23 protein-coding genes are annotated in these 25,180 nt (G+C 58.0%); 9 read left to right on the plus strand and 14 right to left on the minus strand.

Annotated elements, in window-relative coordinates; all coding sequences use genetic code 11:
* The first annotated feature begins 115 nt into the window (after window positions 1-115).
* Together WC600_11940 and fdhD are read left to right on the plus strand one after the other, a co-directional pair.
* Window positions 116-964 (plus strand): NAD(+)/NADH kinase, encoded by an 849-nt coding sequence (locus WC600_11940; protein MFA4903439.1) that lies wholly within the window; start codon window positions 116-118, stop codon window positions 962-964.
* A 48-nt stretch (window positions 965-1,012) separates the two neighbouring features.
* Window positions 1,013-1,825 (plus strand): formate dehydrogenase accessory sulfurtransferase FdhD, encoded by an 813-nt coding sequence (gene fdhD / locus WC600_11945; protein MFA4903440.1) that lies wholly within the window; start codon window positions 1,013-1,015, stop codon window positions 1,823-1,825.
* Window positions 1,826-1,927: 102 nt separating this feature from the next.
* On the opposite strand, the gene WC600_11950 is transcribed toward fdhD, so the two are convergent.
* From WC600_11950 to WC600_11995, 10 genes are all read right to left on the minus strand, one after another.
* Complete coding sequence (locus WC600_11950; protein ID MFA4903441.1) at window positions 1,928-2,932, minus strand: Tim44 domain-containing protein; 1,005 nt, start codon at window positions 2,930-2,932, stop codon at window positions 1,928-1,930.
* A 909-nt stretch (window positions 2,933-3,841) separates the two neighbouring features.
* Window positions 3,842-4,573: a tetratricopeptide repeat protein gene (locus WC600_11955; protein ID MFA4903442.1), complete on the minus strand. Its 732-nt coding sequence runs from the start codon at window positions 4,571-4,573 to the stop codon at window positions 3,842-3,844.
* A 119-nt stretch (window positions 4,574-4,692) separates the two neighbouring features.
* The gene (htpX, locus tag WC600_11960) at window positions 4,693-5,538 is read right to left on the minus strand and encodes a zinc metalloprotease HtpX (protein MFA4903443.1); all 846 of its coding nucleotides are present in this window, start codon (window positions 5,536-5,538) and stop codon (window positions 4,693-4,695) included.
* A 92-nt stretch (window positions 5,539-5,630) separates the two neighbouring features.
* On the minus strand, window positions 5,631-6,455 hold the full coding sequence (locus tag WC600_11965) for a TlyA family RNA methyltransferase (GenBank protein ID MFA4903444.1): 825 nt from the start codon (window positions 6,453-6,455) through the stop codon (window positions 5,631-5,633).
* A gap of 88 nt (window positions 6,456-6,543) precedes the next feature.
* Window positions 6,544-6,894 carry a cupin domain-containing protein gene (locus tag WC600_11970; protein MFA4903445.1) on the minus strand — a complete coding sequence of 117 codons (351 nt, stop codon included), beginning with the start codon at window positions 6,892-6,894 and terminating at the stop codon, window positions 6,544-6,546.
* Window positions 6,895-6,991: 97 nt separating this feature from the next.
* The gene (dxs, locus tag WC600_11975; GenBank protein ID MFA4903446.1) at window positions 6,992-8,944 is read right to left on the minus strand and encodes a 1-deoxy-D-xylulose-5-phosphate synthase; all 1,953 of its coding nucleotides are present in this window, start codon (window positions 8,942-8,944) and stop codon (window positions 6,992-6,994) included.
* Window positions 8,945-9,022: 78 nt separating this feature from the next.
* Window positions 9,023-9,913 (minus strand): polyprenyl synthetase family protein, encoded by an 891-nt coding sequence (locus WC600_11980; protein ID MFA4903447.1) that lies wholly within the window; start codon window positions 9,911-9,913, stop codon window positions 9,023-9,025.
* An 86-nt stretch (window positions 9,914-9,999) separates the two neighbouring features.
* Window positions 10,000-10,254, minus strand: a complete 255-nt coding sequence (locus WC600_11985; GenBank protein ID MFA4903448.1) for an exodeoxyribonuclease VII small subunit — start codon at window positions 10,252-10,254, stop codon at window positions 10,000-10,002.
* A 273-nt stretch (window positions 10,255-10,527) separates the two neighbouring features.
* Complete coding sequence (gene xseA / locus WC600_11990; protein ID MFA4903449.1) at window positions 10,528-11,871, minus strand: exodeoxyribonuclease VII large subunit; 1,344 nt, start codon at window positions 11,869-11,871, stop codon at window positions 10,528-10,530.
* Window positions 11,872-12,052: 181 nt separating this feature from the next.
* Window positions 12,053-13,318 carry a glycosyl hydrolase family 8 gene (locus WC600_11995; protein ID MFA4903450.1) on the minus strand — a complete coding sequence of 422 codons (1,266 nt, stop codon included), beginning with the start codon at window positions 13,316-13,318 and terminating at the stop codon, window positions 12,053-12,055.
* 711 nt (window positions 13,319-14,029) lie between these two features.
* Here WC600_11995 and thrS point away from each other — a divergent pair.
* The 6 genes from thrS to WC600_12025 all read left to right on the plus strand — a co-directional run bounded on the left by thrS (window position 14,030) and on the right by WC600_12025 (window position 19,893).
* Complete coding sequence (gene thrS, locus WC600_12000; protein MFA4903451.1) at window positions 14,030-15,946, plus strand: threonine--tRNA ligase; 1,917 nt, start codon at window positions 14,030-14,032, stop codon at window positions 15,944-15,946.
* Window positions 15,947-16,125: 179 nt separating this feature from the next.
* Window positions 16,126-16,650, plus strand: coding sequence for a translation initiation factor IF-3 (gene infC / locus WC600_12005; protein ID MFA4903452.1), 525 nt, complete (start codon window positions 16,126-16,128; stop codon window positions 16,648-16,650).
* 203 nt (window positions 16,651-16,853) lie between these two features.
* Complete coding sequence (gene rpmI, locus WC600_12010) at window positions 16,854-17,051, plus strand: 50S ribosomal protein L35 (GenBank protein MFA4903453.1); 198 nt, start codon at window positions 16,854-16,856, stop codon at window positions 17,049-17,051.
* A gap of 15 nt (window positions 17,052-17,066) precedes the next feature.
* Window positions 17,067-17,420, plus strand: coding sequence for a 50S ribosomal protein L20 (gene rplT, locus WC600_12015; GenBank protein ID MFA4903454.1), 354 nt, complete (start codon window positions 17,067-17,069; stop codon window positions 17,418-17,420).
* A 39-nt stretch (window positions 17,421-17,459) separates the two neighbouring features.
* Entirely contained in the window at window positions 17,460-18,527 is a 1,068-nt protein-coding gene (gene pheS, locus WC600_12020) for a phenylalanine--tRNA ligase subunit alpha (GenBank protein MFA4903455.1), read from the plus strand.
* 229 nt (window positions 18,528-18,756) lie between these two features.
* The gene (locus tag WC600_12025) at window positions 18,757-19,893 is read left to right on the plus strand and encodes a hypothetical protein (protein MFA4903456.1); all 1,137 of its coding nucleotides are present in this window, start codon (window positions 18,757-18,759) and stop codon (window positions 19,891-19,893) included.
* 177 nt (window positions 19,894-20,070) lie between these two features.
* On the opposite strand, the gene WC600_12030 is transcribed toward WC600_12025, so the two are convergent.
* From WC600_12030 to WC600_12045, 4 genes are all read right to left on the minus strand, one after another.
* Window positions 20,071-20,487 (minus strand): DUF3568 family protein, encoded by a 417-nt coding sequence (locus tag WC600_12030; protein MFA4903457.1) that lies wholly within the window; start codon window positions 20,485-20,487, stop codon window positions 20,071-20,073.
* Window positions 20,488-20,545: 58 nt separating this feature from the next.
* Complete coding sequence (gene nth / locus WC600_12035) at window positions 20,546-21,193, minus strand: endonuclease III (protein MFA4903458.1); 648 nt, start codon at window positions 21,191-21,193, stop codon at window positions 20,546-20,548.
* 11 nt (window positions 21,194-21,204) lie between these two features.
* Window positions 21,205-22,800 carry a murein biosynthesis integral membrane protein MurJ gene (murJ, locus tag WC600_12040; GenBank protein MFA4903459.1) on the minus strand — a complete coding sequence of 532 codons (1,596 nt, stop codon included), beginning with the start codon at window positions 22,798-22,800 and terminating at the stop codon, window positions 21,205-21,207.
* A 144-nt stretch (window positions 22,801-22,944) separates the two neighbouring features.
* Complete coding sequence (locus tag WC600_12045; GenBank protein MFA4903460.1) at window positions 22,945-23,448, minus strand: hypothetical protein; 504 nt, start codon at window positions 23,446-23,448, stop codon at window positions 22,945-22,947.
* Window positions 23,449-23,645: 197 nt separating this feature from the next.
* Between WC600_12045 and WC600_12050 the strand changes: the two genes are divergently transcribed.
* Entirely contained in the window at window positions 23,646-25,079 is a 1,434-nt protein-coding gene (locus tag WC600_12050) for a sigma-54 dependent transcriptional regulator (GenBank protein MFA4903461.1), read from the plus strand.
* Window positions 25,080-25,180: the final 101 nt, after the last annotated feature.

Raw genomic sequence — 25,180 nt, forward strand, 5'->3', positions numbered from 1 at the left:
GATAAAAATTTTAAGGGGAAAGGGAAATTTCGCACCCTCCTCCAGAATCTCACAGTGACAATCTTATAAAAATTATCTAACATTATGAAAATTGTCAACCGGGGGAGGCCTGCCCGTGAAGTCGGTCGCCATTATCACCAAAAAGTTTAAACCCGATGCCCTGGAAGCGGGCCGGGCTTTGCAGACCTGGCTCGAGGGCCGCGGGATCAAGGCGTGTCATTTCGAAAATGAGCCCGAGCCTCATATCCAGCCTCTGCCTGAGGATGTCGAATTCATCGTGGTGATGGGAGGCGACGGCACCATCTTGAGTGTAGCCCGGCATTACGGCGGCAAGGGCGTGCCCATTTTCGGGGTCAATATGGGAGGCCTGGGGTTTTTGACGGAAATCTCCTCGGATGAACTCTACCCCTCCATGGCCGAGCATGTGCTCACCGGCAAATTTGAAGTGGAAGAGCGCCTGATGCTCACTGCTACCCTGTTCCGACAGGGCCGGATGGCCTGGCAGGAAAACGTCTTAAACGACGCAGTGATCAACAAAGGCGCTTTGGCCCGCATCGCCGAAATGAGAACCTGGATAGACGGGGAATATCTCACCGTCTACCGGGCCGACGGGCTCATCGTCGCCACCCCCACGGGATCCACGGCCTATAATCTGTCCGCCGGAGGCCCCATTGTTTACCCGACCCTGCGCCACCTGATCTTGCTGCCCATCTGCTCCCATACCCTGAGCAACCGTCCTCTCATTCTGCCGGACACGGTCACGGTGGCTGTCTCTCTGGACGAAAAAGTCCAGGATGTTTACCTCACCCTGGACGGCCAGGTGGGTCAGGCCATGGAGCCGGGCGACCGGCTAGAAATCCACCGGGCTCCCTGCTATCTGAAGATAGTGAAGTCGCCCTACCGCAGTCATTTTGAAATCCTGCGCACCAAATTGGGCTGGGGCGAATTGGGGGTGTGTAAGTAGGCAGGGGTTCTGGTTGATATTATTACCTGAGGTCACCTCTATAAAACTATGGATGAACCTATTAAAGAGTTTCCTGTTTGGCGTTTTGGCCACGGCAAGATCGAATCCGCCCGAGACCGGGTGGCGGTGGAAGAGCCCCTGGAAATCCGCTTGGGGGGCGAGCCCTTTCAGGTGCTCATGCGCCTGCCGGGTTTGGAAAAGGAACTGGCCCTGGGCTTTCTTTACACTGAAGGCATCGTCCGGGACCTGGCCGAGGTCATCACCATTCACTTCTGCGGCACCGCCACCGACCCCCTGCTACCCCCCAACGTAGTGGATATCAGCTTGACGCCAGAGGCCCTGGCCCGGCGGGGCCGCCGCCACTTGGAAGTGTCTTATTCCAGTTGCGGTCTCTGCGCCAAGGAGGCGGTCAGCGAGATCTGCCAGAAGGTCCCCAAGGTGGACAGCCCCCTCACCGTTGCTCCGGCCAAGCTCTTCGCACTGATGGAACGGCTCCATGATTTTCAGACCGTCTTTAAGGCCACCGGCGGCACCCACGCCGTGGCCCTGGCCAGCCCCGACGGCCAGGTCTTCATCCCCGCCGAAGACGTGGGCCGCCATAACGCCATGGATAAGGTCATCGGCCGGGCCGTCCTCACCCGTCAGAACCTCACGGGCCTGGTGGCCCTGCTCAGCGGCCGCATCAGCTTCGAGATGGCCTTAAAATGCATTCGGGCCGGCATCCCGATCCTGGCCGCAGTCTCGGCCCCCACTTCCATGGCCCTGGAACTGGCCCAGGAATTGAACCTCACCACCGTGGGCTTCGTCAGGGGCCAACGCCTCAATATCTACACCGCTCCACAACGCCTGGCGGATATTTAAAAAGCATTGGGAAAGGTGGCCAGGTGCCGACGGCCCCTACCCCCTCTCCCGACCTCATAAAAAAGGGCGACCCAATGGGTCGCCCCTACTGAAAACTATCCTTTAAGACTGGTTGATGGCGGACAGTTGCCAGGCGTTATTGCCTACGGGACGGGTGAAGGTCCAGTACTCCTCGAACTTCACCGGCTCCGTTTTGCTCCCGGAGGTCACCTGGCCGCTGGCTTCATCCACGTTGTAATCCAGCAGGTTGGCATAGACCCGCGCGGTAATGAAATCGGAGCCCGATTCCTGCCAGGCTTCGGTGATATCCACGGACCGCACCGCGATATTTTCCAGGCGGTTGATCACCTTCTGGGCTTTAAGCTTGTCCGCGTCTTCCTGGAAACCCCGGTACATTTCGTCCGTCATCAAGGTCCTGACAGGAGCCATATCCCGGTTGGCCCAGGCGCCCTGGATCTTGAAGAAAGTATCCATGCCCAGGTCCTGGAATTTGGCTTCGTCAAAAGAAGGATCGTATTGCCGGATATTGGCCAGTCCTCCCTCCAGGTCCCGGTCGCCGGCCGGCGCTGCACCCTGAGGCTGGTCATAGAGCGGTGCGTACTGCGGCTGCGGCGGCAACTCCACGGTGCCGCTGCTCTGATAATATCCCGCAGTGGCAGTGGCCTCCCGGCGCTTTTTCTTGATGTACCAGTAGATCAGGTAGGCAATTCCCGCCAGCAGCAGGATATCGAACATGCCAATGCCGCCCCCACCGCCGCCGGCGACTCCGCCCCCACTATGGGCCGAAGATCCGCCGAACAGGCTATGGAAAAGCATCCCGCCGGCCAGGCCGCCCAGGATACCGCCGCCCATGCTCCGCAGGAAGCTCCCCGATTGAGACGGTCCAGGCGCGGGTGTTGACGGTCTGGTGGGGTTGTAGGTGGAGGATGGCTGGCTGGGCCGGGGAGCGGTGTAGGGTGCAGGAGCCGTCATGGAGCGAGAGCCGCGGCTGCCCATGGAACGGCCGCCTCCCGCCCGGGCCCAGGCCTCCAGTTGTAATGCCCAGGTACACAGGAACACCAGGGCAAAAAGGAATATGGTACCTTTTGTCCAGGTTTTTAATGACATCGATTTCCTCCGAATTTTCGGTGATAGGCAATGATTAAGTATTTTTAATATTATATCTGTTCAGCCGATACGAATCACGTTAATTCGACGGCATCTCCAAAGACCTGGGAAGGATCAGACTGCAAGCCATTTCATACCGAGTTGCGTTCAAAGGGCAAATTTTAACAGGCGGAGGCTCTGGCCTATGCCTGCACAGGCGAGACGCCTGTGCCACCATTTGAAGGCGAATCGGTATCAAAACTTTCCTTCGATAAGCATGGTCATTTTTAGTGTAGCGAAAAATTTTATATTTTATCAAGTTGAGAGCTTTGGTTTTATCAGGATGATAGAAAAAACGGCTTTTAAACGGCCTTTACCCCCTCAAAATGACCCCAAAAATCGTGGAAAATTGCCAGGCGCAGGCCGATTGGACGGGCAAATCCGGCACATGTGCCGGGACATTGTCGAGGTACCCTCGCCATATACCCGGTCTAAACCCGCGTGCAAGCGCGTTCCGGTCGAGGCGGTGCTAGGGTTGTCACGCCCTTGTCCCGCGCTTGTCCCGGGGTAAATATTTGGTTTTCGTAAAACTTAGCTAGTAATATCAATGAATTAATGATGGACCGGCATTTTTGTCCCGGGACGCGGCACGGGTGGGACGGCTGGAGCCTGCCCATTTTTCTCAGGTTGGCCAGTGGTGATTCGCTTTTATCCCGGCAAGGCATGGAGACAGCATAAACTCAGGACTGCGATGCATCCAACAACGATATGAAAGATGACAGGCTTTTCAAGTGTGCATTATTAGGAATTGCAGAGCTGAAATGTAACGGTGGTTATAATCAGTGCCAAAAGTTTTTTCTTATTCACCCCTCCCCTCTCCCACAAGGGGAGAGGGGAATAGAAGGAAAGAACTTTAGACTAGCACTTTAACTATTTTCCTTCCGGCTTGACCCCCATTTTTTCCAACTCTCCGCAGCAAAGGGTGCTCCCCAGCCGGCACCCCGCCTGAAAGTCGGCAACGGCCTTGTCCGGTTCTTTCAAATGGTGGCGATAGATATTCCCCCGGAAAAAATAAGATAGGGCCAGGTCGGGTTGCAACCCAATTGCCGTAGTGAAGTCGTTCACCGCCTTCTGATATTCAGCCTGGCAAAACCAGGCCATGCCTCGCTTGTTGAAGACCCAGGGGTCTCGGGGAGCCAGTCTGGCGGCTCGATTGAGGTCGGCGATGGCCTCGTCGAACTTACCTACCTGGGCCAGGCAATCTCCCCTTTGCTTGCAGGCCTCGGCGTTTTTGGGGTCACACTTCATAACCTGTGAATAAACCAAAATGGCCTCGGGGCGCCGGTCCATTTCCACCAAGAGGTCCCCCTTGAGCAGGAGGGCCTTGATGTTATCGGGGTTATCCGTCAGGGCCTTGTCCACATCCTCCAGGGCTTCTTTCTTGCGCCCCAAGCCATTCAGGGCCAGGGCGCGATAGTACCTGGCCTCGACCACCTGGGGATAGCGGTCTATGTATCCATTAAGCAGTTTCAGGGCTTCCTCATTGTGACCCACTTTCTGGGCCTCCATCCCTTTTACCAGAAGCGCCTGTCCGGCCCAGGCCGGCACCGCCAGAACCACCAAGCCCAATAGGTATGTAACCACAATTTGTCGTATTATCATTGTCGGCCTCCTTGCCGCCTTCGGGAGATCAGTCGAAAAGCCCTGCGCAAGGACGATAAAAGGTCATCTGCCCAGGCGGATGACCTTTTATACCATGAATTGATTTTGCCCTTCCAGCCTTAATAGCTGCGCATGGCCCTCAGGCGCGCCACCCGCTCTTCGATGGGCGGGTGGGTGCTGAAGAGGTTCATGAGGCTGCTGCCCGTCAACGGATTGACGATAAACATGTGGGCCGTGGCTGGGCTGGCGTCCATGGGGGCCCGCTGCACTCCCATGGAGAGCTTCTCCAGGGCCCGGGCCAGAGATTCGGGGTTGTGGGCCAGGTGGGCCCCGGTCTCATCCGCCAGGTACTCCCGGGACCGGGAGACGGCCATCTGGATGAGCATCGCGGCGATGGGCGCGATGATGGACATCACTAAAATTCCGATAATCCCTCCCCTTTCGTCGTCATCCCGCGAGCCGCCAAAGATGGCCCCGAACCGGGCCATGTCCGCCAGGATCATGATGGCCCCGGCCATGGTCGCGGCAATGGTGGAAATGAGGATGTCCCGGTTCCGCACGTGGCCGATCTCATGGGCCAGGACCCCTTTCAATTCCGCGGGGGTGAGCAGGCGCAGGATGCCTTCGGTGGCCGCCACCGCAGCGTGCTCCGGGTTGCGGCCCGTGGCGAAGGCATTGGGCGAATCATCGGGAATGATATAAACCCGGGGCTTGGGGATACCTGCCTCATGGGCCAGTTCATCTACGATTTGGTGAAGCTGCGGGGCGTCGGCGGGCGTCGTTTCCTGAGCTCCGTACATCTTCAAGACGATTTTATCGGAAAACCAGTAGCTGAAGAAGTTCATGGCCAGGGCCAGGATAAAGGCCACATACATGCCGGAGCGGCCGCCCAGGATTCTTCCCATAAAGATGAGAAACGCGGTCAAGCCGGCCAGTAAAAGCACGGTTTTGATTCTGTTTTCCATATGTTTGCTCCCTATCCGGCGTTTTTCCCTCCCGGAAAAATCGCCAGTCTTCATTTCTTCTTTTAGACTGCAAATTTACTTAAATATTAAAATCAGTCCGAGGGCTTGTCAAGGGAATCCGGGGGTTCGCTTTGATGGGTAAGATATAGAAAATATTCCTGATTCCCTTTGGGACCCTTCAGGGGCGCGGGAAACCCCGGGCTAACATTAAAGCCTAGAGCGGCCGCAGCCGCGGCCACCCTCTGCACCGCGTCTTGCTGCAACTTCAGATCTCGCACGACCCCGCCTTTGCCCACCTGGCCTCTGCCTACTTCGAATTGGGGCTTGACCATGGCGACGATTTCACCCTCCGGACGGAGGAACTCCTGGATCTTCGGCAGCACCAAAGTTAGGGAGATGAAGGAAAGATCGAGGGTAGCGAGGTCGATAAGCTCGGGAATGGCCTCTCGGGGCAGGTGGCGGATATTCACACGTTCCAATACCACCACCCGGGGATCGTTTCTCAAGACGGCGTCCAGTTGGCCATAGCCCACGTCCACGGCATAGACCTTGCGGGCGCCGCGGGTGAGCAGGCAGTGGGTAAAACCACCGGTGGAGGCCCCCACATCGAGGGCCACCTTGCCCTCTAGGGCCACTTGAAAATGATCCAGGGCCCCGGCCAGTTTCTCCCCACCCCGGCTGACAAAGGGAGGCGACTCCTTCAGGGTGACCCGGACCTCATCCGGCACCAAGGCGCCGGCCTTGGGCGCGGACAGGCCCTCCACCTGCACCCGCCCGGCCAGGATCAAGGCTTGGGCCTGGGCCCGGCTCTTAGCCAGACCCCGGGTCACCAAGAGTTGATCCAGGCGAGTTTTGGGCTTTGGGTTTCCGGTTTTCAGTTTGAGGTTTCCGGTTTTCTCTTTTTTCCCGCCGGCCAAGCGAACTGGAGAACGATAATGCTCAAGGCATTATATTCCCATTTGTTTAGAGAGTGACGGAGTTCTGATTGTTAGAATTCCAGCCACCTTATAATTCCGGAGCGGTCCCGGGGACGAGGCAGACAACCACCAATAACTCCTTGCCGGGATTCCGCAATTGATGCATCTCATTGGCGGGGATAAGGACTACTTTGCCAGGCTTGATCGGGTTCCAGCAGTTATTACCGAAGACCTCGCCCTCCCCGGCATGGATAAACATCTCATGCTCCCAATCATGGGTATGCATCGGCGTATGGCCTCCGGGAGCTATCTCAAATACCCGCATATAAAAATTATCGCCGCCGTCATTCTTACCGATGACCACCCGGGCGTCTATGCCCTTGGCCTGGTCATTATCAAAATGCGTGGCGCTGACTTCACGATACTGCTTAAGTTGCATATATCCTCCGGTGATGCAAGGATTACTCCCTTAATAAAAAAATGAAAAAGGCAGGGATCATTGCCCCCTGCCTTGTCTGCCTTAACCGAAACCCTCTTTAATTGAACGTGCCCCAGACCACTTTCTTGGGCTGGGCCGGTTGCTCCAGGATGGCGAGGGCGCTTTTCAGGATGCCGGCGGCATCCAGGCCGTATTTCTTACGGAGAATATCCTGGGTGCCGTGTTCTACGAAGATGTCGGGAATCCCGCAGCGTTTGACCGTGATCCCGAAGAGATTCCGGTCCGCCAGGAGTTCCAGCACCGCGCTGCCGAAGCCGCCCGCCAGCACGTTTTCCTCCACCGTCAGGACCCGGCCGTGTTTGGCCGCCAGGCTCAAGATCAGGTGCTCATCTAAAGGCTTGACGAAGCGGGCGTTAACCACGGTAGCGCTGAACCCCTGCTTGTCCAGTTCCTTGGCCGCGTCCAGGGCCGGATACACCGAGGCGCCCAGGGCCAGGATGAGCAGGTCCTCCCCTTCCCGCAAGACCTCGGCCTTGCCGATGGGCAACTGGCTCAGGGTGGAAGAAAACGCCACTCCCACGCCCCGGCCCCGGGGGTACCGAAGGGCGATGGGACCAGGATGCTCCACCGCGGTGAAGAGCATGTCCCGCAATTCATTTTCGTCCTTGGGAGCCATTACGACCAGGTTGGGCAGATGGCGCAGAAACGACAGGTCGAAGAGCCCCTGGTGGGTCTCGCCGTCTTCGCCCACGACCCCGCTCCGATCCAGGGCAAAGACCACCGGCAGCTTTTGGATGCAGACATCGTGGAGCACCTGATCATAGGCCCGCTGCATGAAGGTGGAGTAGATGGTGGTCACGGGCCGCATGCCTTCCGAGGCCAGGCCGCCGGCAAAAGTCACGGCGTGCTGCTCACAGATGCCTACATCAAAGAAGCGGCTGGGGAACTCTGTGCGGAAGTCCGTCAAACCGGTGCCATCAGGCATCGCCGCAGTAATGGCGACAATCCGGGGGTTCTCCCGACCGAGTCGAACCAGGGTGTCGCCAAAAACCTGGGTGTAACTCGGGACCTTACTCACGCTCTTCGTGGGCTCGCCGGTATCGGGATCGAATTTGCCCAGGCCATGGAAGCCGGTGGGGTCGGTTTCGGCGGGCTCGTAGCCCTTGCCCTTGGTGGTGAGCACATGGACCAGGATGGGGCCTCTTAAGTTCTTAACATTCTGCAAAGTCTCAAGTAAATGGTCCAGGCGGTGGCCGTTCACCGGCCCCAGATAGGTAAATTTCAGCGCCTCGAAGAGCATGCCCGGGGTGAAAAAGGCCTTGAAAGATTCTTCGCTCCGCTTGGCCCAGAGCAACAGATCATCGCCGATGGCCGGAAAGGAGCGCAGCAGATTTTCCACCTGCTTTTTCAGAAAGACCATGGTGGGACGGGTGAGTTGGCGGCTTAAAAAGGAGGACAGGGCGCCCACATTGGGAGCGATGGACATGCCGTTGTCATTTAAGATCACTATAAGATCTTTGTTCAGGTCCCCGGCGTTGTTGAGGCCCTCAAAGGCGATCCCCGCGGTCATGGAGCCGTCGCCGATCACCGCGATCACCCGGTTGCGTTCCCGCTTCAGGCAGCGGGCGCTGGCAATGCCTAAAGCCGCGGAGATGGAGGTAGAGCTGTGCCCGGTGTCGAAGGCGTCGTAGGGACTTTCGCCGCGCTTGGGAAAGCCGCTGATACCGCCGTGCTGGCGCAGGGTATGGAACCGGTCTTGACGGCCGGTGAGCAATTTATGGGCATAGGCCTGGTGTCCCACATCCCAGACGATCTTGTCCCGGGGGCAGTCAAAGACGTAGTGCAGGGCGATGGAGAGCTCAACGACCCCCAGGCTGGGGGCCAGGTGCCCCCCGGTGAGCGCCACGGTGGAGATGATCTTCTCCCGGATCTCCTTGGCCAGTTGCGGCAGGAATTCCGGCGGCAGCTTCTTTAAGTCCTGAGGATTATTGATGGTATCCAACAAACGGCGGACCGAAACATCCGGTCTGTTGCCTTGACGATTGTCCATGTATGCTTAACCTCTCCCCCATGGGTTGTTTCTAAAGTCAATACTATCACACACTCATTTCAAGTTATGACTATTTTCCTAAGAGCGCCGTACCAGCAGATATTGGGCCAGTTCCCGCAAGGGTTCGGCCTTGGCTTGAAAGGATTCCAGCGACGCGACGGCCTCCGCCACCAGGCGCCGGGACCAGGCCCGGGTGGCTTCCAGGCCCAGCACCGCAGGATACGTCGCTTTCTGGCGCTTCTCATCCATACCCGCAGCCTTGCCCATTTCAGCGGTTTCACCTTCTACATCTAATAGATCATCGGTAATCTGAAACGCTAACCCAAATTTTTCGCCATACGTGGTCAGGGCAGTCACTTCGACCCGGTTGCCGCCCCCCATGAGAGCCCCGGCCCGCACGGCCGCGGTAAGCAAAGCCCCGGTCTTGGCGCGATGGATGGTCTCCAACTCCTTTAAGGTGACCCGGCGGCCTTCTGCCAGCAGATCCAACATCTGGCCCCCCACCATGCCCTGGTAACCCGCGGCAGACGCCACCAGGTTGATCACGTCCAGCAGGACTCTTTCCCGGCCCTCATATTTGTAAGCCGCCGCGGCCATGGTGCGAAAAGCCTCGGTGAGCAGGCCGTCTCCTGCCAGGATAGCGGTGGCCTCGTCATATTGCTTATGGCAGGTGGGTTGCCCCCGGCGCAGGTCATCGTCATCCATGGCCGGCAGATCGTCATGGATCAGGGAATAGGTGTGGACCATTTCCAAGGCGCAGGCTACGGGCAAGGCTTCACCCGGGTCGCCCCCCACGGCTTCTGCCGCGGCCAGGCACAAAATGGGACGCAGCCTTTTACCGCCCACGAACAGGCTGTAGTGCATGGCCTGGGTCACCCGGAAGGCCGGTCCCCGCACCTGCGGCAAGTATGCCTGCAGGGTCCGATTGATTAATCCCCGGCGTTCTTCCAGGTAAGCTTTGAGATCCAAGTTTTCCTCGCAAGAAACTTAAGAGTAATCAGTAAACAGTGATCAGTGATCAGTACAAAACCAGGCGAATGATTACTGATTACTGATCACTGGCTGTTACCTTCATCTTCCGGGAACGGCCGGGTAAAAAACCGCCCGGCATCGTCCTTGAGGAGGAGGTCCACCCGCTTTTCCACTTCGTCCAACTTTTTATGGCAGACCCGCACCAATTGCACCCCTTCCTCGAAGGCGCGCATGGCCTCTTCCAGGGCCAGATCGCCGTGCTCCAGAGAATCCAGCACTTCCTCCAGGCGCTTTAGCCCCGCCTCAAACGTCGGTTCTTCCTGCTTTGCTTTGGCCATTTTAGAACACTTTTCGGTTTTCGGTTTTCGGTGGCACAGGCTTTTCAGCCTGGGTCGGCGCAGACTAAAGCCTGCGGCTACAACCTTATAGTAGATATAGGGCGGCCCGTGGCCGCCGTTCTTTCAGCTGTTTTCCGTTTTCGGTTTTGAAAGTATTTATAGGGCGGCCTGTGGCCGCCGAAATTCGGCGGGCACGGCCCACCCTATGGAGCCTGCGGTTACCGCAACCTCATAGAATCACTGGTTATTTTCGCAGCCACAATAAAAAACTGCTCACTGCTTACCGCTCACTTTTTGCACTTCACAATCCATCCGGCCCCTGGCCACCTGGACCCGAATTTCCGCGCCCGGAGGCACCAGAGCGGCGTCCCGAATTACCGTCTCTGCCGGCAGCAGAGTGGCCACCGCGTAGCCCCGTTGTAAAATGGAGAGGGGATTCAGTTGCGCCAGGTGCGTCTGGCAGTAGTCCAGGTGCCGGCGGCGTTCCACCAGGCGTTGGCAGAGGCACTGGCCCAGCCTGGCGGCCGCCTGTTCCAGCCGCTGCCGGGGCGTCCCCAAGGCCCGCCGTGGGCTTAAGAGAAAAAGCCGGGAAGTGGCCAGGCGCAGGTGCTGCTCCTGGTGGATCACAGCTCGCCGGGTCCGCCGCACCAGGACCTCGGAGCGCTCATCCAACCTGAGACGCAGGTCAGTGAGATTGCGGCGCACATCCGGCAGCCGCCGGGCCATCAAATCCAGGTGCTGCCGGGCCTGGTCCCGGCGCCGGGCTAAGGTTCGGGCCAGGGTGACGCCCAGGCGGGTCAGGCGGCGTAAAAGTTCAGCCTTATCCGGCACCACCAGTTCCACCGCGGCACTGGGCGTGGGGGCTCTATGGTCCGCCACAAAATCGGCAATGGTAAAATCCACTTCGTGACCCACCGCCGAGACCACCGGGATGGGGCAGCGATGGATGGCCCGGGCCACGCTCTCTTCATTGAAGGGCCACAAGTCTTCCAGGGAACCGCCGCCCCGGGCCAGGACAATGACGTCAATACCGGGATAAGCGCTCAGGTCGTCCAAGGCCCGGGTAATTTCTCCCGCGGCTTCGGCCCCCTGCACCTTCACCGGATGAATAAGCACCTCAACGTTTAAGTAGCGCTGCTTCAACAGACGCAGAAAATCCCGCACCGCCGCGCCCGTGGGGGAAGTGACCAGCGCGATTTTCCGGGGCAGGAATGGCAAGGGTTTCTTCGACTCCGGGGCAAAGAGTCCCTCGGCGGCAAGGCGGGTTTTCAGGATATCGAAGGCCTGCGCCAGGGCTCCGAGCCCCAGGGGCTCCAGGTAATCCACCACCAACTGGTATTCCCCCCGGGGTTCATACACCGTGAGTCGGCCCCGGCAGAGGAACTGTTTGCCCTCCTGAGGCTTGGCGCGCATATGCTGGTGATTGCCCTTGAAGAGCACCGCCTTAAGCTGGGCCCCGGCATCCTTGAGGGTAAAGTAATAGTGGCCGCTCAACGGCTGCCGGAGATTGGAGATCTCGCCGCTCACCCAGACCAGGGAGAAATAGGTCTCCAACCGGTCCCGAATCTCCCGGGTGAGGGCGGTCACCGTATAGATATGGGGCAATTCCTGGTTCATAGAAAGAGTTTAATTTTGTAATTATATCACATTTTGGCACCCGCCGGAGGAAAACTTTCCGGCCGTCGGCATGATCTGTTCCGCCAAGCTAACCTTGACATGGCGTGGCAAGTTTTGCAGCACAGGCTGGAAAGCCTGTGCCACCAATACCGATCTTAGGAGATGAGGTCTTTCAGATCGGTCATTTGTCGAGCTCAGCCCACCCTGCATAGAGGGCCAAGCCCAGCCAGGCCCAGTTGTTGGCGTAGTAGTTGTCCGGGGCCTCGAAGTAAACGCGGTTGTCGTCTTCCCGGTAGAAGGACAGGATCTTCAGGGCCATCTCCCGGGCAAAGTCCTTATCGCCCGCGGCCAGGGCTGCGGCCAGCACCCCGGCATAGAGCACCGGGCTCTCATAGTCCACCGCGGGGGCGCCGTTATAGTGATAGACCGCCATGAGCCGGTGGTGGACCTGCCACTGGTCCTTAAAAAACGGCAGAAATCTGTTCTTCAGCAACTGGGCGGCCTGGGATTCCTTAAACCACAGTCCGTCCAGGGCCACCCGGAAAGGCACCCGCACTGCTTCCCAGCCGAAATTGGTGCCTTTGTCAGGCGCCGGGCTGATGGTGCCTGCGGCGTCCACCCGGCACCAGTCGGGGAAGAGGCCCACGCCTTGCAGATCGCCCAACCTTCGGCAGATTTTTTCCAAAAACGGATAGGTGGCTTTATGTAGGTCCCGCCAATGGCCAGCCGCGGCTGTGCCCTCACCCCCACCCCAGCTCTCCCCCATCAAGGGGGCGGGAGTACCCTCATTGGAAGTATTTTTCCCTGGTTGCCTCCCTGGACCTGCGCCGGTCTGGGCAAATAGGCGGTAAGCCGCGGGCGAGAAATAAGACGGGTTCACCAGGTATGGCGGCTTCGGTTCATGCCAGTTGCCCGGAGTGAGGAGCAGTTCGCCGTTGGGAAGACGCACCACTTCCTTGGCCAGGATCGCATTTGTAACCCGGCGGGACTCCTCCAGGTACTCGGGCAGGCCCGGCGGAGCCCGCCAGCCCTTGCGGTGGGCCAAAATCAGGGCCAGGGCGTAATCCAGGTCGGCATCCGCGGCGCTGTTGGCATCCAGCACCCCCCAAGAGCCGTCGGGCATACGGCCCCAGCGCCAGGCCAGCAGACTGTCGCCGTATTTCGTAGCCCGGGACAGATGCCGGTAAGTCCAACTGTAAACCCGGACAAAAGTGGTCCCATCCCCAGCCCACACGGCCCGGAGCAGAGCGTAAACCTGGGCTTCGGAGATGGTGCCGCCACCCTCTTCGGGAATCTTGACCTGGCCCTCAGAATTGATGAAATGACGTCGATAACTCTGCCAGGATGCGGTCAGCACTTGTTTTAATCGGGCCGGAGACGGCTCCGTTTGACAGGCGAGGCAGAGCCCGGCGAGCAGGGCCATGAGAATAATTTTAAATTTTTTCATTTTTTCACAAGTGAAAGCCTTCTAAAACAGACCCTGTCACGGGCTTCACACGATGGGGGCGGCTCCAGGCCTGAATCCTCCAAAACCCTCGCAGCTTGGAGAACATCGTCATTCTGAGCGGAGCGAAGACCCTCGTATTACCGACAAGCTGAGATCCTTCACTTCGTTCAGGATGACAAAAAACCTCGGTTTCGAAATAACTCGAAGCACTTTTAATGCACCTTCTCACTATCCGCCACGGCTTGCAAGGATAATCTCCGGAGCCGGGCGTCGAGGCCCAGTGAGGTCCACAGCGCCCCAGTCGTAGCTCTCATGGGGAACGACGAACGACTGGCCGGCCGGTCCGGACCGGACCGGGGTTTTCGAGCGGACCCCTGTTACGAAAAGTTCAAGGTTCGAGGTTCGAGGTTCAAAGTAGAGTGGTGGGCGGGGACGCCCGCCCTACCGGGATTTCATGGTTTTGAGAGGGCCTAAGGCTCATGAGCGACTGTCCCGTTAAGTTGACAGCTTTGCGAAAATTTCTTGACAAACACAGGTATTTATGAGAAATAATCCCCGAACCGAAATGATTAGAGCCCCCTGGCGCTTGGGGATAAGGGAACTAAACGGCAATTCCTTTGATTTCAACCCGTATGTAACATAATTGGGCATTGGACGGCATCTGGGAAGGCTCCTTGAGAGGCCCGAGATGCCTTTTTTATTGAGGCGATCATGATCAAAGTTACCCTGGATCAAGGCCCCACCATCACCCTGGAGCAGGGGGCTACGGTAGCCCAGGCCTTGCAGGCACTAAACCTGGCCACCGACCATAACGTTGTGGCCGCCAGGATCAATGGGGACGCGGTGGATATAAACTCTCCGCTCACGCAGGACTGCACCCTTGTCCCCATCCCCCTGGAAAGTCCCGAGGGTCTTGAGATCATGCGCCATTCCGCCGCTCACCTAATGGCCGAAGCGGTGCGGGACCTGTTTCCCGGGGTCAGGGTGGCCATCGGCCCGGCCATTGAAGCCGGTTTTTATTACGACTTCGACGTGCCCGAGCCCTTTACGCCGGAAGACCTCACGAAAATCGAAGCCCATATGGCGGAGTTGACAGCCCAGGATCAGCCTTTCCGCCGGGACGAAATGCTGCGGGAGCAGGCCATCGGGTATTTTAGGGGCCAGGGGGAAGCCTACAAGGTCGAAATCCTGGAAGAGATCCCCCAGGATAAGGTGAGCCTGTATCAGCAGGGCAATTTCATCGATCTGTGCCGGGGTCCCCATATTCCGTCCACCGGCTATATTAAAGCGTTTAAGCTCACCGCGACCTCCGGGGCTTACTGGCGGGGAGACGAGCACAGGCCCATGCTCCAGCGCATTTACGGGACCGCCTTTGCTACCCAGGAAGAGCTGACGCACCACCTGGAACTCCTGGAGGAGGCCAAACGGCGGGACCACCGCCGCCTGGGGCGGGAGTTGGGGCTATTCAGTATTGAGGAGGAAGCGGGGCCGGGCATGGTGATCTACCACCCCAAGGGCGCCCTGCTTAGGAGCCTCATCGAGAATTTTGAACGCCGGGAGCATCTCAAACGGGGCTACCAGATGGTGATGGGCCCGCAGATGCTCAAGGCCGACCTGTGGAAACGCTCGGGCCATTGGGACAACTACCGGGACAACATGTATTTCACCGAAGTCGAAGGCCAGATGTACGGCATCAAGCCCATGAACTGCCTGGCCCACATGTTGATCTACAAGTCGAAGGTCAGGAGCTACCGGGAGTTGCCCCTGCGCTTTTTCGAGCTGGGCACCGTGATGCGCCACGAGCGCTCCGGGGTATTGCACGGCCTCACCCGGGTGCGCCAGTTTACCCAGGATGATGCCCATATCCTGTGCATGCCCGAGCAAGTTGAGAGCGAAATCCTGGGGGTGCTGCAGTTCGTGTCCGAAGTCATGGGCATCTTCGGCTTCGAGTATGAAGTAGAGCTGTCTACCCGGCCGGAGAAATCCATCGGCACTGACGCCGAGTGGGACCTCGCCACCAACGCCTTGATCGGGGCGCTGGCGACCTGGGGGGTAGCCTACGGCATCTGCGAAGGGGACGGGGCGTTTTACGGCCCCAAAATCGATATTAAACTCAAGGACGCCTTGCAGCGGCGCTGGCAATGCGCTACGATTCAGTGCGATTTTACCCTGCCGGAGCGCTTTGACCTCAACTATGTGGGCGACGATGGGGAACGCCATCGCCCGGTCATGCTCCATCGGGTGATCCTGGGCTCCCTGGAGCGCTTCATGGGTGTCCTGATAGAGCACTTCGCCGGAGCGTTCCCGGTCTGGCTGGCCCCGGTGCAGGCCGTCCTGCTGCCCATTACCGACCGGGTCCATCCTTATGCCCAGGAAGTTGCCCGGGCGCTACTGGATGCGGACCTGCGAGTGGAAGTTGATACCCGGCAGGAAAGCCTGCGCTACAAGATCAGAGAGGCCCAGGTCCAGAAAATTCCTTATATGGTGATCATGGGGGACCGGGAAGCAGCGGACCGCACCCTGGCGCCCCGCCTGCGGGACGGCACGGAATTGAAGGGCATCCAACTGGAAGCGTTTATCCAGCGCCTCAAGGAAGAATCCCAAATTCCGAAGCCCCCCGGTTCTTAAAAACTTGGGGGAAAAGGCGAAACGGCGAAGAGGTGAAAAGGGAGAACAAAAGCGGAGCATTTTATCCTTTTCGCCTTTTTCCCTTTTCCCCTTTTCCCCCTGAACCAACCACAAGGATTGGGGCTTCAACCGGGAAATTAGGCCCAAAGCAATTGAGTTACAGACAATCTTAACAGGAGGTGACGGTCATCCAGCCGAAGCAACAACGAGTCAGGATTAACGAGCAGATCAGGGTGCCGGAGGTACGGCTTATCAGCGTTGACGGCCAACAGCTCGGGGTCATGCCCATCAAAGAGGCGCTAGCCCTGGCAGTGGAGGCGCACCTGGACCTGGTGGAGGTAGCGCCCCAGGCCGCCCCGCCGGTCTGCCGCATCATGGATTATGGCAAGTACAAGTACGAACAGAGCAAAAAACTTCAGGAAGCCCGGCGTAAGGCGACCACGATCCAGGTCAAGGAAATCAAGGTCCGGCCCAAGATCGAGGAGCACGATATGGGCTTCAAGTTAAAAAATACCCGGCGCTTTCTCTCCGAGGGCGACAAGGTTAAGATCTCAGTAATTTTCCGGGGCCGGGAGATCGCCCACACGGACCGCGGCTTTCGTATTCTGACCCAGATGGCGGAAGCCCTGGCGGATGTGGGAACCGTGGAGTCGAATCCCAAACTGGAAGGCCGGAACCTCTCCATGATCGTTACGCCTAAGTAGTTCTGCGCCATTTCCCGCGCCGCGCCTGATGCCACGCCCGATCGGCCGAGGGAAAGGATTTTTTTGCAGAAATCTTGTTAAAATATGATGAATAGAGTATAAAGTGTAATTTTGGGTTCAGCCGATAGTTAGAACGATGAACTGGTCATCCACCCGGTCGCCGGTATGGCGGCCGCAGTGTTAGCATCATGCGAGGAACAACCATGCCCAAAATGAAGACCCATCGGGGAGCGGCCAAGCGCTTCAAGGCTACGGGCAACGGCCGCCTGAAACACAAGCAACCCTTCACCAGCCACATTTTGACCAGCAAGAGCTCCAAGCGCAAGCGGCAGTTGCGGTCCGCGGCCTACATGTCCATCGCGGAGGCCAAGAGCTTGAAGCGTTTGTTGCCTTATCTCTGAGATTAGGAGTACGTCATGCCACGCGTGAGAAAAAGCGTTGCCTCCAGAGCGCGCCGCAAAAAATTTCTGGGAATGGCCAAGGGGTTCCGCAGCGGCCGGCACAAGCTTTACCGGTCCGCCCGGGAGGCCGTCGAACGGTCCTTGACCTTTGCCTACCGGGACCGCAAGGTGCGGAAACGGGAATTCCGCGCCCTGTGGATCGTTCGCATCAACGCCGCGCTGCGCCCTCTGGGGATGTCTTATAGCAAATTCATCGGGGGCCTGAAAAAGGCTCAGATCAACCTGGACCGCAAAGTCCTGGCCGATATGGCGATCTTTGATCCCCAAGGGTTCGCCCGGGTGGCCGAGCTTTCCAAGGGCGGGCAGTAAAGCAGCGCCCATTCTCGGCGGTCAGACATAGGGCGGCCCATGGCCGCCATCAATCGGCGTGCACGGCACGCCCTATATTTGTTGGCTATCGCCATGTCTTCCCAAGCAGTCAAGGATCTCGAAACCGCGGCGTTCAGCGAGATTAAAGGGGCCAACAGCCCTGATGATTTGGAAGTCCTGCGGGTTAAATACTTGGGGCGCAAGGGCGCGTTGACCACCATCCTAAGGGGTTTGGGCAAATTGGACCCTGAGGTCAGGCGGAGCGTCGGCCAAGAAGCCAACCGGGCTAAAGTCGCGTTGGAAGAAGTCCTGGACGAGGCCTTACGCGCCATGAAAGAAACGGCCCGTCAGGCGGCCAGCAGTGCCGTGGATGTCACCCTGCCGGGGCGCCGCGCCCTTAAGGGCCGCATCCATCCTTTGAACCAGATCATGGCGGAGGTCTGCGATATCTTCCTGCACCTGGGCTTTGAGGCCGTGGAAGGCCCCGAGGTGGAGCTGGACTGGTATAACTTCGAGGCCCTGAATCTGCCCCCGGACCACCCAGCCCGGGACATGCAGGACACCTTTTACTTTAACGACAAAGTGTTGCTGCGGACCCACACCTCCCCCATGCAGATCCGCACCATGGAGAAGCGCCAGCCGCCGGTGCGCATCATCGCCCCGGGAAAGGTTTACCGCCGGGATTCGGATATCACCCACTCTCCCATGTTTCATCAGGTAGAGGGCCTCTTGGTGGATAAAGGGATCACCTTTGCCGACCTCAAGGGGGTCCTCACTGCGTTCGTGCACCAGATGTTCGGCCCGGAGGTGGGGGTGCGCTTCCGTCCCAGCTATTTTCCCTTCACGGAGCCGAGCGCCGAAGTGGACATCGAATGCGTCATCTGCCGGGGCGAGGGCTGCCGGGTCTGCAAGGCCACCGGCTGGCTGGAGGTTCTGGGCTCCGGCATGGTCCATCCCGCGGTCTTCGAAGCCGTGGGCTACGACCCGGAAACCTACACCGGCTTTGCCTTTGGGCTGGGCATCGAGCGCATCGCCATGCTCAAATACGGCATCGACGATATCCGCCTCTTTTTCGAAAACGACCTCCGGTTCCTGCGGCAGTTCTAAATCCGCCGACGCCACCTAAAAATTCTCACTGAAAATTAACGGTCCCGACCTTGACCGATCGCCATAGAATTTGTATGTTCACCCTATCTCTCAAAGTCATGCTGGCGGAGCCGAGCATGGGATCATTGACTGACCTTTAGCCACTACCGGCAAATCTTCCCTTTAAGCAACCAAACCACGAGTTTTTCCTCGCTAGGGGAAACGCAGGGGATATCTCCTTCAGGAGGTTATGATGATGAGTGTTTTACGAACCGAACCCTTGACTACCAATATCCTGTTAAATCCTGCTGAAGCGTCCATCGAAGAGTACGCTGAAGTCATTGGCAGCATCTGGCCCAAGGATAAAGACCGCCCCATCTGGCTGGTCTGGATTCACGTCTTGTCCCACGCCACCGAGGTGTGCGAGGAGGTGCGCAAGAACCGCTGGCACAAGGTGGCCCGGGAACTGGGGGAGGTGGTGGTTTGGTGGCTCACCTTTGCCCGACGCGTCACCCAGGAGCCTGCCAAGAACAGCAGTGATGCGGTGAAGCTGGTGCCGTATATCAACACCACCCCCTCGGACATCGTCTGGTTTAAGTATCCCGGGGTCTGCCCGGTCTGTTTGGGTCGCTGGATTCACGCCCACTGCGAGCCCACCGAGGCGGTGCCGTTCTTAATCTCCCAGAAAATGCGGGAAATCAACGCCTTTTTTAAGGCCAATCCCCATTGCACCTGTCTGGCTGCCAGCAAAGAGGTGGAGTACCGAGACGAAAATTTCAAGAAGTTCACGAAGCAGTGTGTTCACGAATATGCCCGAAGAACCCGCGCCCGCAAAAAACCTGCTTCCATGAGAGGCATGGCGGAGATGCTTAATACCATCTTTGCCAATAATATAGAGGTCTTATCTGTCCAGGAAATTGCCTTCCACCTGCTGGAGGAAGTGGGGGAGGTCTCCAAGTCCCTGGCCAGCCTGTTCATGCAGGAGATCAAAGATGACGAGACCGAGGCTTTCCTGAAGGAACATCATGAGAAGGCCCTGGATTTCGCGGAAGAGATCGCCGACGCCTTTTCCTGGTCCGTGTCGCTCTTGGCCAAGATCTTCCGTTTCCTGGAATGCGCCGCGGAGTTCGCCGCGGAATTCAAAACGGTGGAGGGTATGCCGGAGTTGGTCCGGGGCAACATGGAGCGCATCCGGAATATCGTGGACCTGATCTGGACCATGTACGGCAAGGGCAGCATGCTGGTCTGCGAGGAGTGCGGGGAGTATCCCTGCAACCCCGAGCACCCGGCCCACGCCGGCAAACGGGGCAACCTGGCCGGCAAGAAGCTGCCGCCGGCCATCTGCGACGCCATCCGCTCCGCTCAGTTGTTGGGAGGGGGGAGCTAAGAATTTTTGAGCGGGGGCAGGTGAAATCAATTTCCCTTCCTCTCACCTCCTCCCCGTCCCTCTATGAAGGAATAAAGGCCGGAAGCAAAACTTCCGGCCCTTTTTATGTCCCCGAGCATCAGGGCAGTGAGGTTTAGCCCTCCCCTGCCCTGCTCCGCTTAATAATATCGCGCCAGTTTACGGCTGATCCGGAATATTAAGGATCTTCATAATCTGGCGGTGGTAATAGCCCGACCAGTCGGCGTTGCCCATCATGCCAAAACGGATCTTGACGGTGGTGATATTGTTAGGACGGGCAATGAGGTCCACCTTAACCGCGGTGCCATCCTGAGTCACGGCGTCGATATGTGATTGCGAGGGCGTATACTGTTGCGCGGTGACCTTCAGGTTCAGCTTTGTTGCAGCTTCCAGGGCGGCGTTAAAGGTCTCCTGCATGGGCTTGGGGTAGTCTTTCTCCATAGTGCCTTCCACCCACTTATACGATCCCAGGGCGGCAAGACCCCCAAGTCCCATAAGCATGGTCGCGGCGCAGCCACCCATCATCGCCAGGGCCACCAGGACCGCCACCAGTTTGAGCCGCCATTGCTTCTGCATCGTTTTAACCTCCTTAAAGCCACTGTTTAACGTCTTATGCCATGAATCGCCGCTTCTGTCAAGCCGCCTGGCCCGTGGCTTTTCGCCCGTAATCGCAATGGGGCAGTAGGGGGCAGCGAGGACAGTCGGGCTTTTTGGCGGTGCAGACCTGCCGGCCATGCCAGATCATCTGGTGAGAAAACTTTACCCAACGCTCCTTTGGCACCAGGGGCATCAGGTCAAACTCGATCTTGACCGGGTCCTTCTGCTTGGTAAGCCCCAGACGCTGGGACACCCTGCCCATGTGGGTGTCAACCGTGATACCCGGAATGCCGAAGGCGTTACCCAGGATCACGTTAGCCGTCTTGCGGCCGATGCCCGGCAGTTTTACCAGGTCATCCAGAGACGCGGGCACCTGCCCGCCGAACTGCGTAACCAAAGCCTGGCAGATGGCCTTGATGCTCTTGGCCTTCTGGTGATAAAAGCCGGTGGTATAGATGGCCTGCTCCAAGTCTTCCAAGGGGGCGTCGGCATAGTTGGCCGCGCTGCGGTAGCGCTTGAATATCTCCGGGGTGACCTGGTTGACCCGGACATCGGTGCATTGGGCGCTCAGCACCGTGGCCACCAGCAATTCCAGGGGATTGATGAAGTCCAGGGTGACGTGGGCGTCCGGGTAATGCTCCTCCAGAAGCTTCAAGATGGGGCCGATCTTCTTGGTCGGTTCCATGAGGTCCTCCCTTAAGAACGTTTAAGCCTACTCCGTATATGTTGCACCAACTCCTGAAATTCCGGAATCTGTAAGCGTGACACCAAGGCCACATAGAGGACCAGCCCCACCGCGATCACTCCAGCCAGACTTAAGCACCGTCCCATCAAACCAGGCCCCAACCAGGCGGTGGCATGGCCATGGAGCCAAGATACCGCCAGGCCCATGATCAGGCTGGCCCCGGTTAACTTCATCAGTTTGAGGAGCAGGCTGCGCACCTGGTAACCGTCCAACTTGGAGTAGAGCACCGCCGCGAGAACAAGGAAGTTTAGAATCATGCTGAGGGATGTGGAAAGGGCGATGGCCCGGTGTTGCAGGGGCGCCAGAGTGAGGTGGATCAACCCCAGGTTAGCGGCCACCGTCACAAAAGAGCCCAGCACCGGTATGCGGGTATCATCCAGAGCATAGAACACCGGCACCATAATTTTGACCCCGGCAAAGGCCCCCAACCCCAGGGAATAAAGCGCCAGGGCAGTGGCGGTTTGCTGGGTATCCAGCGCGGTGAACTGGCCGTGCTGATAAATGAGGGCAATGATAGGGTGAGCCAGGAAAATCAAACCGCAGGCCGCAGGCAGGGTAACCAGGATGGCCAGAGATAGGGAGGACTGCAGAGCTTCCCGGAGAGCGCCCAAGTCCTTGTTGGCCGCGTGGCGGGAGACCATCGGCAGGGTGGCCACCATCAAGGCTACGCCGAACAGCCCCATGGGCAGGTGGAACAGCCGATAGGCGTAACTGAGCCAGGAGATGCTGCCCTGGGCACAACTGGAAGCGTAGAAGGTATTGATGAAGATATTGATTTGGGTGGCGGACAGGCCCACCACCGCGGGAAGCATCAACTTGACGATTCGCCTGAGCCCCGGTTCCTTAAAGTCTATAACCCAACAGAGTCTAAACCCCACCCGCCATAGGAGCGGTAGCTGTACGGCCAATTGCAGGACCCCGCCCACCAGAGCCCCCCAAGCCATGCCAACAATGGGCTCTACCCCAAACCGGGGCGCCACCAGGCTCACCCCCACTCCCACCACGACGGAGCCCAGATTGAAAAAACTGGAGGACAGCGACGGGACAAAAAATTTTCCTTTGGTATTGAGCATCCCCATAGCCAGGGCCGCCAGGGACACCAAGACCAGAAAGGGGAACATGATCCGGGTCATCAGGGTGGTGAGGTCGAGCTTCCCCGGGACCGCCCCGAAATCCGGGGCCATGAATCCCACGAGTTGGGGAGAAAAGATCATGCCCGCCAGGACCAGCAGGCTCAAAAGCAAGGTACAGCAGAAGATGACGTTGTTGGCCAGCCGCCAGGTTTGTTCGTGACCCAGGCGCTGGTCGTAGTCGGTAAAGACGGTGACGAAGGCGGAGCTCAAGGCCCCTTCGGCAAATAAGTCCCGGAGCAGGTTGGGGATGCGGAAGGCGACGACATAGGCGTCAAAAGCAAAACCCGCGCCAAAGAGACCGGCAAAGACCTGTTCCCGCACCAGGCCCAGAATCCGGCTGGCGAAGACCGCGAGGCTTACCGTCCCCGCAGCTCGGGCGATTTTTCCGGTTTGGGTGGCTGAAACCTGGGGCAACGGTTACTCTGCCGGGGGCGGGTATGGTAGTGCCGAAAGGCCCGGGTGCCAGGTAATGAAGGCAACTACGTTCGAATTTCTTGACACGTGGCGGATCACAGTGGCTGGGAAACCAACCGGCCTCAGGGGGCAGACCCCGGTGTTCTAACCGGCATTGGTAGAAGACCGTTTCTTTTTCTTGGCGCGACTCTTGGTCGCCATTTTGTCCTTTTTGGACGAGGGCGTCACGGTTTTGGCAACCTTGGCGGTTTTGCCGGACTTTTCATGGACGCCGGATGTTTGCTTGTTGGCAGCCCGGCTCGGCCGGGGGCGGATCAGCTTCTTTTCCGGCTCTATCTGGCTGGCCGGGGTCTCAGGATGCAGAAGAGCATAGGCCGGTTGTTCTCCGGTTCCCTGGTTCGAAGCTTTGACCGGCGGGTACTCCACCTTATCCACGCGGTCCGGCCAGCCCTCAGCATACACGGTCCCCAGAAATCCGGCAAGTTTCAACCGCTGATCAGTCTTGTCCGGAGAGTAGCAGCACCAGAGAATCAATCCCAAGCCGACGATGCCGCCCACCAGAATGAACCCGGTAAGCTTGCGCCAACGGCTTTGTCCGCGAGGCTGGCCGCCTTTGCGCTGCAAAATAAAGGAAAACAGGGCGTACATTCCATAAGCCCATAAAATAACAGCTAAAGTTGGAAGCACCAGTTCTCCTCACGCCAAGGTTATTAAAGCATAACAATAATATTTTTTCGAAGTCAACTTTTTTCCCGCACGCTTATCATGAGCGGCTTAACCATATGTCATTTTATTGACACAAGAGGCACTTTGGTGTATCCTCTATTAACCATGGGAGATCTTTCATGAAACGGGATAACGCCTCTATCCTGATCGTTGATGATGATCCAGCCCTGCTCCAGAGCTTGAAAGAAATCCTGGAGGCCGAGGGCTATGAAGTGGCCACCGCAGCCAACGGCGAACAGGGCTTGTCCCTGATAAAAGAGCAGGCCTTTGACCTGGTGCTGAGCGACCTGGCCCTCCCCGGCCTGGACGGCATGGAACTGCTGAAATATTTGAGGCGCGAACAGCCTGCCTGCCCATGCATCATCATCACCGGCTACGGCACCATCACCAACGCCGTAACCGCCATGCGCCACGGAGCCTACGATTACTTCACCAAGCCGGTGGACCCTACCGAACTCCGCTTGGTGGTGAGCCGAGCTTTGGAGCATCGGCGCCTCAAGTGGGAAAACCTGCACCTCAAGAAACAGCTGCAGCGGCGCTTCGGTTTCGCCAACATGGTGGGCAATAGCGACCCCATGACCCGCGTCTTCGAACTGATCCGTAAGGTCGCGGAAAGCGACAGCAACGTCTTGATCCTGGGAGAATCCGGCACCGGCAAGGAGCTCATCGCCCATGCCATACATTATAACAGTCCTCGCGCCGAAGGGCCTCTTATTCCGGTCAATTGCGCCGCCATTCCCGAAGAACTTTTGGAGAGCGAACTCTTTGGGCACGAACGGGGCGCCTTTACCCATGCGGTGCGCACCCGCATCGGGCGCTTCGAACAGGCCAACGCTGGCACCATCTTTCTGGATGAAATTTCGGAGATGAGCCCCGGCCTCCAGGTGAAGATTCTCCGGGTCCTGCAAGACCATTCCTTTGAAAGAATCGGCGGGATCAAAACCATCCGGGTGGATATCCGGGTGATCGCCGCCACCAACCGGAATCTGGAAGAACTGGTGAGCCAAAACAAGTTCCGCGAAGACCTGTTCTACCGCCTCAATGTGATCCCCATTCTGGTGCCTCCTCTGCGGGAGCGGGCTTCCGACATTCCATTGCTGGTGCACCATTTCCTGGAGGTATTTAGCCGGACCAAAAAGAAACCCCTCAGACGCCTCAGCCCCGTAGTCCTGGACCTCCTCTGCCGGTATCCCTGGCCCGGCAATGTCCGGGAACTGGAAAACCTCATGGAACGCCTGGTTATCCTCACCGAAGGCGAAGTCATCGAGGTAACCGACCTGCCCGAGAAGTTTCAACGCCTGATCCTCCCCCCCCTTGAAAAGCCAGAGGATTTTCCGGAACGGGGCATTCATTTTACCGATGCGGTGCAATCATTTGAGCGTAACTTGATCCTTAAAGCCTTGCGCCAGAGCAACTGGGTGAAAAGCCAGGCGGCCCAACTTCTTCACCTCAACCGCACCACCTTGCTGGAGAAAATGAAAAAACAGAATATCCCCTCTAATCCCGATTCCGCTTCCCGGCCCGAGAGACTCTCCAAAGATTTGCCCACCTAAAGGAGAACGTGCCGGATTCTCTGTTGTTGTCAGAAAAATGACAGAGCGACAGGCAAAAAAGGGGCCAATTTTCCTTTAAGGTTTCCGGTAAATTTAATCAT

This window comes from Desulfobaccales bacterium (assembly GCA_041648175.1).
Taxonomy (GTDB): Bacteria; Desulfobacterota; Desulfobaccia; order Desulfobaccales; family 0-14-0-80-60-11; genus 0-14-0-80-60-11.

Coding starts and splice junctions, on each gene's coding strand:
- thrS (MFA4903451.1), top strand. CDS start 14,030: ATGATCAAAGTTACCCTGGATCAAGGCCCCACCATCACCCTGGAGCAG.
- rplT (MFA4903454.1), top strand. CDS start 17,067: ATGCCACGCGTGAGAAAAAGCGTTGCCTCCAGAGCGCGCCGCAAAAAA.
- WC600_11985 (MFA4903448.1), bottom strand. CDS start 10,254: ATGGCCAAAGCAAAGCAGGAAGAACCGACGTTTGAGGCGGGGCTAAAG.
- dxs (MFA4903446.1), bottom strand. CDS start 8,944: ATGGACAATCGTCAAGGCAACAGACCGGATGTTTCGGTCCGCCGTTTG.
- htpX (MFA4903443.1), bottom strand. CDS start 5,538: ATGGAAAACAGAATCAAAACCGTGCTTTTACTGGCCGGCTTGACCGCG.
- WC600_11955 (MFA4903442.1), bottom strand. CDS start 4,573: ATGATAATACGACAAATTGTGGTTACATACCTATTGGGCTTGGTGGTT.
- xseA (MFA4903449.1), bottom strand. CDS start 11,871: ATGAACCAGGAATTGCCCCATATCTATACGGTGACCGCCCTCACCCGG.
- WC600_12045 (MFA4903460.1), bottom strand. CDS start 23,448: ATGTACGCCCTGTTTTCCTTTATTTTGCAGCGCAAAGGCGGCCAGCCT.
- rpmI (MFA4903453.1), top strand. CDS start 16,854: ATGCCCAAAATGAAGACCCATCGGGGAGCGGCCAAGCGCTTCAAGGCT.
- WC600_12030 (MFA4903457.1), bottom strand. CDS start 20,487: ATGCAGAAGCAATGGCGGCTCAAACTGGTGGCGGTCCTGGTGGCCCTG.
- WC600_11995 (MFA4903450.1), bottom strand. CDS start 13,318: ATGAAAAAATTTAAAATTATTCTCATGGCCCTGCTCGCCGGGCTCTGC.
- WC600_12025 (MFA4903456.1), top strand. CDS start 18,757: ATGATGATGAGTGTTTTACGAACCGAACCCTTGACTACCAATATCCTG.
- WC600_11970 (MFA4903445.1), bottom strand. CDS start 6,894: ATGCAACTTAAGCAGTATCGTGAAGTCAGCGCCACGCATTTTGATAAT.
- pheS (MFA4903455.1), top strand. CDS start 17,460: ATGGCCGCCATCAATCGGCGTGCACGGCACGCCCTATATTTGTTGGCT.
- WC600_12050 (MFA4903461.1), top strand. CDS start 23,646: ATGAAACGGGATAACGCCTCTATCCTGATCGTTGATGATGATCCAGCC.
- WC600_11950 (MFA4903441.1), bottom strand. CDS start 2,932: ATGTCATTAAAAACCTGGACAAAAGGTACCATATTCCTTTTTGCCCTG.
- fdhD (MFA4903440.1), top strand. CDS start 1,013: ATGGATGAACCTATTAAAGAGTTTCCTGTTTGGCGTTTTGGCCACGGC.
- nth (MFA4903458.1), bottom strand. CDS start 21,193: ATGGAACCGACCAAGAAGATCGGCCCCATCTTGAAGCTTCTGGAGGAG.